Origin of the sequence: Bartonella sp. CL162QHHD (assembly GCF_042195435.1) — a bacterium.
GTDB lineage: Bacteria > Pseudomonadota > Alphaproteobacteria > Rhizobiales > Rhizobiaceae > Bartonella.
The window spans coordinates 48,817-62,702 of sequence record NZ_JBHIOG010000088.1; the positions used below are offsets into that span (position 1 = coordinate 48,817).

Consider the following 13,886-nt stretch of genomic DNA (forward strand, 5'->3'; position numbering starts at 1 on the left):
TTCCCTGAACCCTGCAACTCTGGTTTTTATCTATAGGGAAAGCCGAGCTTATCATTCGTATTAAGCAGCGATCAGGAAAATATATCATCACACTCTATGGGCTTTATCATGAAATTCACAAGAAAAGAAACCAAAAAGTGATCTTTTAAAAAATAAAGGCTCCACTGACAGTGGAGCCTCTTAGAAATTTACTCTTTAAAAAATTAGAATTTATAAGCTACACCAACACGGAAATCATTGGTTTTGTAGTTAACTTCAAGTTTTTCCTTTGCAAATTTCTTTTTACCAAAATCAGAGTAACGATATTCTGCACGTACAATCACATTATCCAGAAGCGAGAAATCAACGCCACCACCAAGTGTGTAACCAATCATGGTTTTTGTTTCATCAGCTAAGTTCTTAGAAGAAACGACTCTTCCATCCTCATCCTTAACGGATATTGATACAGTGTCTTGGAATTGCCCATAAGCAATACCACCAGCAAGATAAGGCATAAAGCGATCAGCAGCAAAACCAATACGTACCCGTGTAGCACCACCCCAATTTTGTTTGAAAGTATGACTTAACGTTTCAACTTCATACTCTTGATCAAGACCAAGTTCAGAAGCCATCTTTTTTATTTGTTCTATACCATACACACTGGAATCGTTCTTATCCACCACTTGTGTACTTTGTGCACCGTGTCCAGCCATATTCCGTCCACCATGAGAACTAGAAGCATGTGGATTAGCACCATGCGCATGAGCGCCAGAGCCATGCCCAGCTGCATGAGGTGCACCATGCGGATTAGCATTTCCGCTACCATGATGAGTACTATGATGACCTCCCTGTTGGGCTCCGCTTGTTCCATTAGAAGCTTTTGCTGATTCAGAGGATGACCCTGATCTCGCGAGGACAAGTGATGAACTCGGTACTGTTCTTTCTTTTAATGATGCTTGTTCCGATGCAAGTGCTTTTACCGCTGGCTGACTTGCTTCTGTTCCCGTTGATGGGGTAGAGAATGTTAGTTTTGTTACAACTGATTTTGCAGGTACCGCCACCGCTGACTGTACTGCTGGTGTAGCTGAGATGGATTGTACTTGTGAAGATCCGGCTAATATAGATGTTGTTTCTGCAGATTTTGCAGGCGCATCTGCTCTTTTTGTCTCAACTCTTAATAATTGTTCTCCTGTATCTGATCTTCCTAACGAAAGCCCTGACTGGACCAGTGTTCCTGTCTCTGTGCTGGAGGAGGGTTGTCTAGATGTAGAAATTGTTGCTGTTTCTGCGCCTGTTTGTGGTTTTGTCACTGGCTTAGAGGGCCCTCGTTGTCCAGCTAACGATGCTGATGTTGGGTTTGAAACTCCTAATGTTTTTCCTTCCACTTTCACTGTTTCTTGTACTGTTGTAGAATTAGGATTGCCAGTTGTTGCTGTTTTCCCTGATTGGCTTACGCCTGGATTTGGTTGTTGACTTAAATTTTCCCGCGTAGATTGCGCTTGGACAGTTGATTGTATTGGTGTATTTGACGTTAGGGGCCCTGCTACTGGTGACACTCCTGTTGTGGTTACACCTTCTGCGGATCTGCGAGATCTTACGACTGCATTTTCTACTGTAGTGTTATCAGCTGCACCTATGGTAATGGTCTTTGTGTGTTTTTTTCCAGATATCATTAAATCCGTATCGATGCCAAAAATAAAGTTGTCACCGAGATCAATATTAGAACCTGCATAAAAACCACCTGCAAAACCTGAAAGTTTAGGAGAGAACTCTTTATCCAGTGGTAAACTATTTTCTTGACCAACAAGAGCCATATCAGCTTTGCTCGAAAAACCACCCGCTTGAACACCTAAATAAAGACCTGTCCATGAAAAAGTAGGCGCGATAATGGTAGAAGAAGTCGATGATGCTGGCTGATGAGGAATTATAACATCAGCAGCTAGTGCTGTAGACGCTGAAATTAAAGAAAAAATAGACGCTGTTATTAAACGTTTCGTATTCATAAAATCTCTCCAAATATCCAAAATGAAATGTATATAGAGCATCTTTTTTGAAAGATCTGTAGCAAAAATGACACACTCACAAAAAAATAAAGAATTTTTGAAAATAAGGCTTCTTAAACTTTTAATTTTGCATTCAATGAGCATTTGTAAACTAAATCACACTAAAATTATGTGTATTAAAGTTGGATTCATTTTCATTAAAGTTTCGCATAACTGTTAATGATAATATTCTTTATAAATTTCTTTTTATCAAAATCTAAATAACAGTATTCTGCATACAATAAACTATTATCTGTTATTGCAAAATCAATGCCAGCGCAAACAGTGAAATCAAATATTGCCTTTTTTAAAACCAAGCGCCATCATCAAAGTCTCATCTATTTACCAGCATGATCTACTTTTAGTACTTTAGCAATAGTATTTTGTATCTAAAATTCAGAAAAACAAAGGACTTATTCAAACACTCGCAAAAAAACTTTTAGATTCTTTGCATAAACATCTTCATCCTGCTACATCACATTGATTTATAAGGATAACTTTTTGTTTTCATATTGAATGAAAAAACTAATACTGTAGGATTCTCTCATTTTAAATCTGTTTATCTTGAATCAATCAAAACCGCTTGCTTGCACATCACAAGCGGGGCTGGCGTATGGGTAAAAACTATAGAAGAAAGGACTAAAAATGGCTCTTATGAACCGTCTTAATGCAAGGACTGTCGCAACACCCACGAGCTGGTAAATATAATGATGGTGCCGGCTTGTTACTTCATAAGCGTAAAGATGGAGGTGCTCAATGGATTTACCGTTGTACCATTCATGGTCGGCGTCGTGAAATGGGCTTGGGAGCGTTGCGAGATGTTTCTTTAAAACAAGCTCGTGAATTGGCAACTGGGTGGCGTTCTGTTCTTCGTGAAGGGCGTGCCCCTATTAAAGAACGTGAAAAACAAAAGCGTGAGGCAATAAGTAATCTCCATTATTTAAAAGATATCGCGTTGGATGCTTTTGAAAGTCGTAAAGCTGAATTAAAAAATGATGGTAAAGATGAGGATTGGTTTTTACCATTACGCCTTCATATTCTCCCTAAACTAGGCTGTCTTCCCGTTTCTGAGATTACACAAACAGAGATACGCAATGTTCTTGCCCCTATTTGGCATACAAAAGCTGGAACAGCTAATAGAGCTCTTATTCGTCTCAACCTTTGTCTCAAACATGCGGCTGCATTAGGATTGAATGTTGATTTATAAGTAACAGAAAAAGCACGCGCGCTCTTAGGTAAACAACGCCATAAAATCAAAAACTTACCTGCAATGGATTGGAGAGATGTGCCGGCTTTTTACCAATTTCTCTGCAAAACAACAACTATAAAACATTTAGCTTTGCGTCTGCTTATCCTTACAGGGGTTCGTAGCAATCCTTTGCGTCATATTCGTGAAGATCAGATTGAAGATGATATCTGGACAATCCCTGCTGAAAATATGAAAGGCAAGCATGATGCCACAACAGAGTTTCGCGTGCCCCTATCATCTGAAGCAATAAAAGTAATTGAACAAGCCCGCTGTATCTCTAAAAGTGATTTCATCTTTTCACTTACCGGTCGTGGTCCTCTTTCACATACGATGATGGCAGCGTATATGAGAAAAAATAAAATTGAAACTTGTCCCCATGGTTTTCGCTCTAGTTTACGCGATTGGCTAGCAGAAACAACCAATGCCCCTTATGAGGTCGCTGAAACCATTCTAAGTCATACAGTAGGAGGGCAAGTAGAGCGTGCCTATCGTCGTACTGATTATCTAGAACAGCGCCGTGTTTATATGGATAAATGGGCGGCTTATGTCACCGGTCAATCTTAAGATATGGGGTGAATAACCCCATTATCTGTGGATAACTTTAACTCTCTTGTCTCTCATTCTTTCTCAATAAGAGTCATAATTTATCACATCAATTATCACATCAGAAAAAATATGATAAAATATTGTTTTCTATAAATAAAATACCTTCAAAAATGAACAAAAATATGGTTAATAAATGCTTATGATTTGTTACCATTTTTTTATAGTGAAAGGAAATTATTATGACAGAAAATGATATTCTTTTAACAGACCGTGAAAGTGCAAAATTGCTTCATATGAGTGTTTCAACATTCCGCCGTCATGTAACCAATGGCTCTCTCCCAAAACCTTTAAAATTTGGTTTTTTATCGCGTTGGTTGCAATCAGATCTTATCAATGTCATCGAGCAAGCAAAGCAGCAACGTTATAACGACGCGGCATAAAAAAAACCTTGTCACGTAAGGACGGACAAGGCTTTCTCAAGCTCATCAACCTAGAGCTTTATTTGGTGTAAATTCAAGGCTTTCTCTGCTGAAGCAAGACCTAAGGTTTGCATTCAAGTTGTTCTGAATGCTTTTTACAATAAGGGCTATTTAAGCGCTTCTTGACACTTCGCTGTGGTATGACAGTGCCTGGACGACAAATGGGAAGGTTTTCGTCTCTAAAAGTATAACACCATCCTCCCTCATGTTCATTTTCATAATGGAAACTTGATTGAACCATACACGCATGAATTGTTGCCCATGCATTGTTACTTAGCTTTCTGCTTTCTGGATCGGTATAATAAGGTGTTGGCATTCCACATTCTAACAAGGCTTTTCCTACCTCTGTAAAATCTGCTCCTAGTTTCTTCCACGCTGTCACCTCTCCTAGAGGAGGTTTGTTAAATTGACATCCGGCTATACTGAACAAAGTTACAGCGCTTAATAATTTTAGAGTTTGTTTCATTTGTTCCTCCTTAAAAGGACTTGTACTCGATTGGATGAGCCGTAAATATACCGACATGCTTGGCCCGCATCTCCAAGACAGGTATGGGAACTTATGGGATTTGTAGCCACTCTCAATCATTCTTTCCAAACGTTACTACCAGCAGGTATTGTCTCGTAGGTATACACCAATAATTCTGCTTACAAAGTCATATCTATTCCCATCAAAGCCAATAGTAGTTTGTTTGCCATCACTCACATAACCTAACAGACCAGATGCAACTAAAACATTAAAGGCTGGTCTATAGAAATTGATATTCGTGTTGTCGGCTATCCCGTGCATACCTTCTTGTTTGAAAGAATTCAGCATATTAAAGCCTGTCAAACTGCCACAACTATGGGCATCAATATGCAATCCTGTATTGCCATAAAGATACATTGTATCCTGAAATTTCTTGGTTGAATTGGTCAATCAAAAAAAGTTTACTTTCCAGAAGCTTCTGAAAAATCGCTATCCCTATTTCCACTTCCCAGTCTTTAGCTTGTGGGAAGTATGTAAAATAAAGGGGACCATGATCATTGTCAGCAAATTGGACAGCATAACACGCAGCATCATCGGATGTGTTAAAAATGCCATTTTAGAACATACGCCTGTTGCCATCAGAACCAACTTGTAAATGCTGGCTGCTCATCTTCAGCTTTTAAAAAGTGATACAGAGTAATATATTCTCCATCACTGTCTTTATATAGGTTCTCCATTTTCATCAGTTAAATAGAGGACATTGCCATTTTCATCATGCTCAACCTCACCTACTGGATGCTCTTTGACATTTGTCATTTCGCGCACTTTGTCCCAGTATCCAAGACCTTCATCCGATAAATCATTGATCATGTCTAAGCGATTATGAACGATGCCCTCAAGCAATATGGCATCTATCGGTGCGACAGCCCTGGTGGACTGCTGCGGTGTTGTGGTTGAGAGAGAGAGCCAATGATTTGTCCAGCATCTTGCCCCATCGCCCTCTGTCCAGTTGTATCAGTGAGGATGATGGTGCACCGCTGATAGCGGATTTGTATATCCTTCCGCTCCATTATGGGCTTTGCCGTGACTTAAAGCATTTTTGGCAATGTTTTTTATCGTGTCATTCCCAGAAATGCTAAACCCTTGGCTGCTAGCTTGAGCATGCGCACTGTTGCTGATATCACTGGTACTAATGCTTCCTGTGGTCAGGCTGTTTTTATCTGCCGGCGCGGTGCTGGCAATGATGCCTCCGGTCAGCGTTGTTTTATCTTTAACGTTGATCTTAAAGCCGCCATCACCCGCTTTGATGCCTGATTGTTCCACAACACTATGATAATCACTAGAGGATTTATCCTTTTGGAAAGAGGCGCTCATAGAGCCCCCACCCATTTACTAAGGAAATTAAATGTGTGTAACATCAAAAATATCATCATACAGCCTGCTAAAGATGAGAGCTTTATTTTTTTACCATTGGCTATGAAAGAAAATCCTCTGAGGACTATCTCAATCAACTGATCAAAAATAATATTAAACTTTTGTGTGATGTTCGTAAAAATTCAATAAGTAGAAACCTCGGATTTTCGAAAAGACAATTAGAGAAAGCTGTAAGCAACATTGATATTGAATATATGCATATGCCTGAACTTGGAATTGCTTCTGAAAAACGAAGAAATTTGAAAACACAAAAAGATTATGACCGCCTTTTTGAAGATTATCAAAATACAACTCTCAAGAATAATTCTTGTGCAATAAACAAATTATATCAAATTTTTTTAAAAAAGCGCGTTGCAATCACCTGTTTTGAAGCCAATGTATACATGTGTCATAGAGGACAACTCGCATTAGCTCTCACTCAATTGTCTGATTGGAAATATGAAATTAAGCACATTTTAAAAAATAAACTTACAAACTTTTTACATATGGGGGGCATTTACAACCTCTAGCCCTCTCCCCATTCCTAACAACTTTTAAATAATGCATGATTCACGCTACGGGTGGATTGTACGCAAATCAAGGAAATAAACCATGGAAAATAAATATGAACTGACTGATGAAATAACTGAGGTTGATGGAAAAACTCTTCACCGAATTCGTGCTTTAAGGGATTTTGATGCTGTTAAAGCAGGTGATCTTGGCGGGCTTTATACAAAAAAAGACAACCTAAGTCATGATGGTAATTGCTGGGTAGGTGATGATGCAAAAGTCTATGGTTATGCCAAGGTTTTTGGTGATGCTTATATTGATAACATTTCTGATATTTATGAAAACGCATGTGTTTTTGCCAATGCACAAGTTTCCGGTGCTACATTTATTAGTGGAAAAGCTAAAATTTATAGAAATGCTAAAATTTATGACAGTCCTTTGATTTCCATCAGAGCAAATATACACTGGCTATTAAATAAGTGCAAAATGGCATCTCCAAGAAAATAACCAGACTTACAAAAGGCTCTTTCAATTGGTTATTGCATCAGTATTTACAAAGCATGCAATGGCATAATCAATCAGAATCTACTAAAAAAGTTAAATATCGAATTCTGAATAATGTTTCTAAACATATTGCTGATCGTGCATATAAAAGTATAGAAAGACACCATATCCTTGACGCCGTAGACAGAAGGCGACATACTCTCGCAGCAGCAAAACATTTTTTGACCTCTTTAAACGGTCTCTTTAATTGGGCGGTTGATAATGCCCTTTTAAATAAAAATCCTGCCTTTAATATAAAAGCACCAAAATCTCTTAACAACGAGGGATTACTGCCTTGGCTAGAATAGGACATAGACAAATATTATCACCGTTGGTCACATGGTACACATGAACGCGTCTGGATTAACGTTCTTCTTTATACGGGCTTGTTTTACCAGAACTAGAGGCAACCCTTAAAATTGCTCCCATAGGTGATGAAACATTCTTTTGTGGTAAAGGTGGAAATAAGCTTATCAAAGAAAGTTTTGGCAACCTCTTTCGTGAAGCATGTAATGCGGCGGGTATTAAAAAATCAGCGCACGGATTGCAAAAGTTAGCAGCAAAACATACTGCCAATGCTGGTGCTACGGTTTCACAAATGAAAGCGCTTTTTGGTTGTACCGAAGATAAAATGGCATCCCTTGATATAAAGAGTGCAGACCGTAAAAACTTTCCCTTGAAGCAATCAAAAAGCTCCAAAAAAGTTAGCCTCACAAAGCACCGCTTAACAAACTAAATTGCTATCAAAATTATTAACGAAATCAAAGCGGCGTTTGAGATGTATCAGAAACCAGAGGAGAAATAGGTGGTTGTGCCTGTTGCATTGTTTGCCATAAATTATAGTTTGTTTGCATATCCAACCAAAATTTTGCTTTACTAAAACCAGCTAATTCTAATTTAACAGCAAGCTCGGTACTTATAGAAGCATGTCCGTTAATCACTCTTGATAAAGAAGCTCTTGTCATATGGACATGATCAGCTAATTTTTGTATTGTTATCCCCATTTCTTCTAAGAAAGCTACTTTCAGAACTTTACCCGGATGTGCGGGGTTGTGCATCATTTTTTTTCATTCCTTTCTTCAATGGTAATCTTGATAATCAACAAGCTCCACATCTGTTCCTATAAAGCGAAAAGTAGCACGCCAATTTCCATTCACCCATATAGAACAGTACTCTATAAGTTCACCTTTAAGATGGTGCATTTTAAAGGCAGGCTCTCTCAATATTTCAAGCGTAGTAGCACTTGTTAAAACCGTTAAGATAACGCGAATTTTTTTACATGATCTGGTCAAATAGCTTTTGTGGAACCTGTTGTACAAAATAATTTTAAGCCCTTATGTTTAAAACTCACAATTGCCATTACCGCCCCTTGTCGTATATTATCGCTATACGGTTAATAACAAATAAGAGTTAAGCCCATGTTAGAAATATCTGATTCTATATCTGGAAAAAATAGATAGGAATAAGTGATAAAAAAGCTTCAAAAAGGTTAGGGATAGACACTCAAAAAACATAATAGAATCAATGATTATAAAACCCCTTACTCTTGTAATAAGTCACTGATTTTAATTACCTTTTTTACACTCTTTTAGTGGTGCAAAACTATAACGATGTAACCCTATAACTGGTCCATATTTATCAAGAGCTGTACGATGCGCTAGCGTTGCATAACCTACATGCTTCTCTAAACCATACCCTTTATAAACTTGTCCTGCACATTCCATCATCCGATCACGCGTTACTTTCGCAATAATAGATGCGGCTGCAATTGAAACTGAACGCTGATCGCCCTTAATCAACGCCATTGCAGGACAAGACAACTCAGAAGGAATATCACGCCCATCAACAAGGACATAGTGGGCTGGAATGGCTAATCCTATAATACAGCGACGCATTGCTTCTAAAGTTGCTTTTCTAATATTAGATTGATCAATTGTACGAGCACAAAGACTGGCGACTGAAACCGCTAATGCACTTTGCAAAATTTCATGATAAAGTCTATTTCGTTGGAAAAAAGAAAGTTTTTTTGAATCATTTAACCCATTAGGAATACGATCTCTATCCAAGATAACGGCTGCTGTTACCACAGGTCCAGCGAGAGGCCCCCGTCCTACTTCATCAACACCTGCTATATGAAAAAAACCCTGTTTTTGCAAATCCAATTCGCACGAAAAATTTGGTTGAAGCGGCAAATTAAACATCTTTGATAAATCACACATACAACAAACATACATCTATTTCTGTAGCCTGATCATTTTTTGCAAGCATTACAGTTTTAAATGGCTCTTCAAATATTCTGCGAACTCTTACACAAAAGATAAAAAACACATTTCTTTGGTTCCCTCTTTCATTATGTATAATAAAATCATGATGAAATAAAAGCTTTTATATTTATTTATCAAATATTTCCTAAAGTCATGATAGGTTTTACAAACCAATTTGGGTGCATTGATTTGATAAAAAGAGCTGCTTGTTGCGCCGTTTGTTTATTTTTAAAAATGCCAAAGCAAGTTGCTCCCGTTCCAGACATACGGGAAAAAAGAGCCCCACATTCATCTAATATAGATAACACTTCAGCTAACTGAGGTGCTATTTTTAATGCAGGAGAAAAAAGATCATTACGCGTTTCTTGTAAAGCTTTAACCAATGAATCAACACTTTTTAAAGCGTCTGTATTAATTTTTAAAGAAGGATTATGACGCTTCTCTAACGCTTTAAAAACAGTTGGTGTTGAAATCTCTTGTCCATGATTAACCAATACTATTGCAAGAGAACAGGCTCCTTTTATTTGTATCATCTCTTGACCAATTCCTTTGACCAAAAGCGGCTGCTGATATTCTAATGCACAAAGGCACATGGGAACATCAGCACCAAGAACTAAGCTCTTTTTTGCTAATTCTTCGTAAGGGCAATCAAGATTCCACTGTTGACGCAACATGCTGATAACCCCAGCTGCATCACCTGAGCCGCCACCAATGCCTGAAGCAACAGGTAATGTTTTTACAAGCCGAAAAAAAGCAGGTTGAGCACATTCCGGAAAAGTCTTATGCATAAAGTCCCGTGCGCGAATAACCAAATTATCTAAATGAGAAACAAGTCCTTTTGCAAACGGCCCCGTCAAAACAAACTGATTATTTTCACAAGGTGCATAGTGTAGACAATCACCGCTAAGACTAAAATAAACCAAACTTTCTATTAAATGATACCCATCAGCACGTTGCCCCACAACATGTAGAGCTAAATTCAATTTAATAGGTGTAAATAAATAGGAATGTCTTTGGAACGAAGCTTGTACATTTGGCATCATATGACGTAATATTAACCTGTATAGGGTTCTTTTACAAATTCCCCCCTTTTATCCACACTTTTAGCACTAGCCCTATAAACAGCTTGGAATATTCTTAATCGTTTTCTAAAAAACAATAAATATAAAGAGTTCTCATACAAAACAAACGACATGTTCTCATTCGTATCATTTCAAGCCTTTTTTCTTCTAGCATCTGTTTTTAGATAAAAATCTCTCTGGCTTGAATGATCCTTTCCATCACAAACCATAACGCTGCCAAAGTGCTCGCTCTTCTGCTGCCATCAATGCACTATCAATGACTGTATAAACCGTATGTGCCGTCACTCCTGAAGGCGTTTTAGGTCCTAAAAAACTTTTTGGAGGCGTAATAAGTCGAAGTTTTGCATCATTACCAAAGCGCTCTTTAATAACAGAACGTACATCATTCAATCCATCAACAAGACCAAGCTCAACGCTTTGTTTTCCACTCCAAAACATTCCTGTAAAGAGATTCGAATCATCTGATAATTTTTCAGCACGCCGTTCTTTAACCAAATCGATAAAAGTTTGATGCACTTCAAGTTGGAGAGATTTCAAATGCTCAATATCCGCCTTTTTTTCTGGCTGAAATGGATCTAATGTAACTTTGTTCTTTCCTGCTGTGTAGACACGCCGTTCGATACCAATTTTTTTCAAAAGTTCCGGAAAACCAAAGGAAGCTGAAACCACTCCAATGGAACCAACAATTGAAGAAGGATCTGCAAAAATTTCATCCCCCGCACAAGCAATCATATAACCACCGGATGCTGCAATATCTTCAATAAACACAAGAACCTTTTTATTTTTTTCTTCTGCCAAATCACGAATACGCTTGAAGATAAAACGCGACTGTACAGGTGAACCACCAGGAGAATTAATAATAAGTGCAACAGCCGGTGACTTTTTGTGTCCGAAAGCCTTCTCTAAAAGATTTGCACACCTACTGAGGGAAAGAGTACGAGATATAGACGCTGATGAATCCATAATTGCTCCTTGAAGGCGCACCACAGGAATTTCAAGTTTATCGGAAGAAAAACGGCGTGGAATAAAACTTTTAATAAAATCCATCAAAACAAAATCTCCTTATAAATTAAGAACAATTAAATAGGAAAGGACAACAAAAAGGAAGAACGCGATAATATCCAAAAGCGCCAATCAATCCCCACATTACAAGCAGAAATATAACTTCACCCAAAGTCAAACCTCCCTAATAACAAAGTTTGGACTCTAAATAATAAACTAAAAAACACAAGATACTATTAGAAAAGTTCCCACAAGCTTATATATCCATTATTAATTGCATCAACCCGTGATGAAAAAGTATGGTCATTACCTTCATGTATAATCAATGCCGGCAAAACAGATAAAGCTGCTCTGCTTCCTCGTTTTGCGTAAAATAAAAGACGAATTGCTGCTGTTTTCGCACGTGCATGCACAGGAATTATACAAATACCACCAAAACGTCCTTCTAAAGCACGCAAGATATCTTTCAGCGATTGTGGACGCGCAATGAGCCCTAAGTATCCACCTGGCTTAACAATGGCTGCTGCACTCCGCAACCAGTTATCAAACATCGCTTCAGACATAACATGTGCTTCAGATTTTTGTTTATCAGGTGTCTTACGATCGGTGGGATTATTAAAAGGTGGATTCATAATCGCAAAATCAAAGCTATTATCTATCAAACCTGCTCTTATACGGGCATTCCCTTTGAAGGTAACATCTGCTTCTAGCAAACAAATTCGGCTAGCAAATTGTTTATTTTGTTTTAGCATAAGCGTTTTTTGAGCGTAAGATACCATAAAAGCTGAACGTTCAACTAAGGTAACATGAACTTTCAGACAACGCGAAGCAACAGCCAACCCTGCAGCTCCAGCACCTGCCCCTAAATCAACAACCTTGCCCTTTAAATCACTTGGAACCAAACTAGCTAATAACATCGCATCCATTCCAGAACGATGACCATATTTATGGGGTTGAACCAAATAAAATTTTCCGCGGTGAAAACTGTCAATTGTTTCACCAATTTGATTCGCTGCTTTATTCATTTAAAAGCCTAATGTTCATCTTTATAAACTGCATTTTTGCCATTCAGCTGCTATTTTAAATTTTTTATTATTTCATAACAATAAGATTACACTCGCTAAAGAACATTTCTTGCCAATAACATTCCAAGCTAACACTTTTAAACGACATCAAAAGCTTGAGTAAAAACCAAACCCCCTTTATGCTAATGAATAAAGTAATTTTTATATATGTCCATTGCAATACTCTAGGAGTAAACACATTGAGTGCAGCTATCAAACTAAAACAAATAAGAAATAATCAAATTTCTCTTCAATCTCTTGTCAATCTTACTCAAAAAGATATGGATTGCGTAAATCAATTTATTCTCTCTATGGCAAAATCAGAGGTTGAGATGATCCCTGAAATTTCTAACCATCTTATTTCATCAGGTGGAAAGCGATTACGCCCAATGATTACGCTCGCTTCTGCTCATATGTTCGGTTATCAAAGTGACGGGCATATAAAACTCGCAACAGCTGTTGAATTTATGCATACAGCAACATTACTACACGATGATGTGATTGACGAAAGTAATTTACGACGTGGAAAATCTACAGCACGGATGATTTGGGGGAATCAAGCAAGTGTACTTGTTGGTGATTTCCTATTGGGCCAGGCCTTTAAAATGATGGTCGATGTCGGTTCCATAGAAGCGCTCTCTGTCCTAGCCAACGCTGCTGCAATTATTGCTGAAGGAGAAGTTATGCAACTTTCTGCCGCAAAAAATATAAAAACCAGCCCTTCAGAATATCTCAAAATCATCAATGCAAAAACAGCAGCACTTTTTTCAGCAGCCGCTGAAGTAGGACCCATTATTGCTGGCTATGGAAATAAAGAGCGTTCTTCATTACGTGAATATGGAACATCCTTAGGTTTAGCTTTCCAATTAATTGATGATGCACTTGACTATAGCGGTAGTGCTCAAAACTTAGGAAAAAATATAGGGGATGATTTTAGAGAAGGAAAAATCACAATGCCTGTTATTCTCGCATATGAGCGTGGGAATATGGTAGAAAAAGATTTCTGGAAAAAAGCGCTTGAAGATGGCAATAATAATGATGAATCCTTTGCACACGCGCAACACTTAATGGAAAAGTATGATAGTATCACAGATACAATAGAACAAGCACGCATCTATGGAAAATATGCAATTGATGCTCTTGTTCCCATGAATGAAAATCTTGCTTACAATGCTCTCGTTGAGACTGTTGAATTTTGTATTTCACGCGTAAACTGAATTCTTTGCAAGAATCGCAGTATTTCTCAA

The 13,886-nt window shown here is 38.0% G+C and carries 14 protein-coding genes and 3 pseudogenes; 6 read left to right on the plus strand and 11 right to left on the minus strand.

The annotated features are described in order from the left end of the window. Positions 1–203: 203 nt before the first annotated feature. Positions 204–1,982, minus strand: a complete 1,779-nt coding sequence (locus tag ACFILD_RS09060) for an outer membrane beta-barrel protein (RefSeq protein WP_375665157.1) — start codon at positions 1,980–1,982, stop codon at positions 204–206. 684 nt (positions 1,983–2,666) lie between these two features. Here ACFILD_RS09060 and ACFILD_RS09065 point away from each other — a divergent pair. Beyond that, positions 2,667–3,834, plus strand: a pseudogene (locus tag ACFILD_RS09065) (tyrosine-type recombinase/integrase). A 221-nt stretch (positions 3,835–4,055) separates the two neighbouring features. Next, positions 4,056–4,256, plus strand: a complete 201-nt coding sequence (locus ACFILD_RS09070) for an AlpA family transcriptional regulator (protein ID WP_004860538.1) — start codon at positions 4,056–4,058, stop codon at positions 4,254–4,256. 100 nt (positions 4,257–4,356) lie between these two features. On the opposite strand, the gene ACFILD_RS09075 is transcribed toward ACFILD_RS09070, so the two are convergent. The 4 genes from ACFILD_RS09075 to ACFILD_RS09090 all read right to left on the minus strand — a co-directional run bounded on the left by ACFILD_RS09075 (position 4,357) and on the right by ACFILD_RS09090 (position 6,150). Beyond that, positions 4,357–4,761 (minus strand): hypothetical protein, encoded by a 405-nt coding sequence (locus tag ACFILD_RS09075; RefSeq protein WP_375631026.1) that lies wholly within the window; start codon positions 4,759–4,761, stop codon positions 4,357–4,359. 135 nt (positions 4,762–4,896) lie between these two features. Beyond that, entirely contained in the window at positions 4,897–5,211 is a 315-nt protein-coding gene (locus ACFILD_RS09080; protein ID WP_375631025.1) for a hypothetical protein, read from the minus strand. 270 nt (positions 5,212–5,481) lie between these two features. Continuing rightward, positions 5,482–5,664 (minus strand): hypothetical protein, encoded by a 183-nt coding sequence (locus ACFILD_RS09085; protein WP_273790410.1) that lies wholly within the window; start codon positions 5,662–5,664, stop codon positions 5,482–5,484. Between the two features lie 111 nt (positions 5,665–5,775). Then, on the minus strand, positions 5,776–6,150 hold the full coding sequence (locus tag ACFILD_RS09090; RefSeq protein WP_375665159.1) for a hypothetical protein: 375 nt from the start codon (positions 6,148–6,150) through the stop codon (positions 5,776–5,778). A gap of 146 nt (positions 6,151–6,296) precedes the next feature. Between ACFILD_RS09090 and ACFILD_RS09095 the strand changes: the two genes are divergently transcribed. The 3 genes and pseudogenes from ACFILD_RS09095 to ACFILD_RS09105 all read left to right on the plus strand — a co-directional run. Continuing rightward, on the plus strand, positions 6,297–6,704 hold the full coding sequence (locus ACFILD_RS09095; RefSeq protein WP_375631023.1) for a DUF488 family protein: 408 nt from the start codon (positions 6,297–6,299) through the stop codon (positions 6,702–6,704). Positions 6,705–6,786: 82 nt separating this feature from the next. After that, positions 6,787–7,191, plus strand: a complete 405-nt coding sequence (locus ACFILD_RS09100) for a hypothetical protein (RefSeq protein ID WP_375631051.1) — start codon at positions 6,787–6,789, stop codon at positions 7,189–7,191. Beyond that, positions 7,143–7,935, plus strand: a pseudogene (locus ACFILD_RS09105) (phage integrase central domain-containing protein); the annotation flags it as partial. The gene ACFILD_RS09100 and the pseudogene ACFILD_RS09105, both read left to right, overlap by 49 nt. A 53-nt stretch (positions 7,936–7,988) precedes the next feature. Here ACFILD_RS09105 and ACFILD_RS09110 read toward each other — a convergent pair. From ACFILD_RS09110 to ACFILD_RS09135, 6 genes and pseudogenes are all read right to left on the minus strand, one after another. Beyond that, on the minus strand, positions 7,989–8,288 hold the full coding sequence (locus ACFILD_RS09110) for a HigA family addiction module antitoxin (RefSeq protein ID WP_273790446.1): 300 nt from the start codon (positions 8,286–8,288) through the stop codon (positions 7,989–7,991). Between the two features lie 18 nt (positions 8,289–8,306). Next, a pseudogene (locus ACFILD_RS09115) lies at positions 8,307–8,587 on the minus strand (type II toxin-antitoxin system RelE/ParE family toxin). 205 nt (positions 8,588–8,792) lie between these two features. Beyond that, positions 8,793–9,461, minus strand: a complete 669-nt coding sequence (locus ACFILD_RS09120) for a ribonuclease HII (RefSeq protein ID WP_375663697.1) — start codon at positions 9,459–9,461, stop codon at positions 8,793–8,795. A gap of 164 nt (positions 9,462–9,625) precedes the next feature. Beyond that, a complete protein-coding gene (locus ACFILD_RS09125; RefSeq protein ID WP_273790406.1) occupies positions 9,626–10,534 on the minus strand; it encodes a 4-(cytidine 5'-diphospho)-2-C-methyl-D-erythritol kinase in 909 nt (302 codons plus the stop codon). Between the two features lie 237 nt (positions 10,535–10,771). Then, a complete protein-coding gene (locus ACFILD_RS09130; RefSeq protein ID WP_273790405.1) occupies positions 10,772–11,620 on the minus strand; it encodes a S49 family peptidase in 849 nt (282 codons plus the stop codon). 191 nt (positions 11,621–11,811) lie between these two features. Then, entirely contained in the window at positions 11,812–12,600 is a 789-nt protein-coding gene (locus ACFILD_RS09135) for a tRNA1(Val) (adenine(37)-N6)-methyltransferase (RefSeq protein WP_375658102.1), read from the minus strand. 179 nt (positions 12,601–12,779) lie between these two features. Here ACFILD_RS09135 and ACFILD_RS09140 point away from each other — a divergent pair, with 179 nt between their 5' ends. Next, positions 12,780–13,856, plus strand: a complete 1,077-nt coding sequence (locus ACFILD_RS09140; protein ID WP_375631020.1) for a polyprenyl synthetase family protein — start codon at positions 12,780–12,782, stop codon at positions 13,854–13,856. Positions 13,857–13,886: the final 30 nt, after the last annotated feature.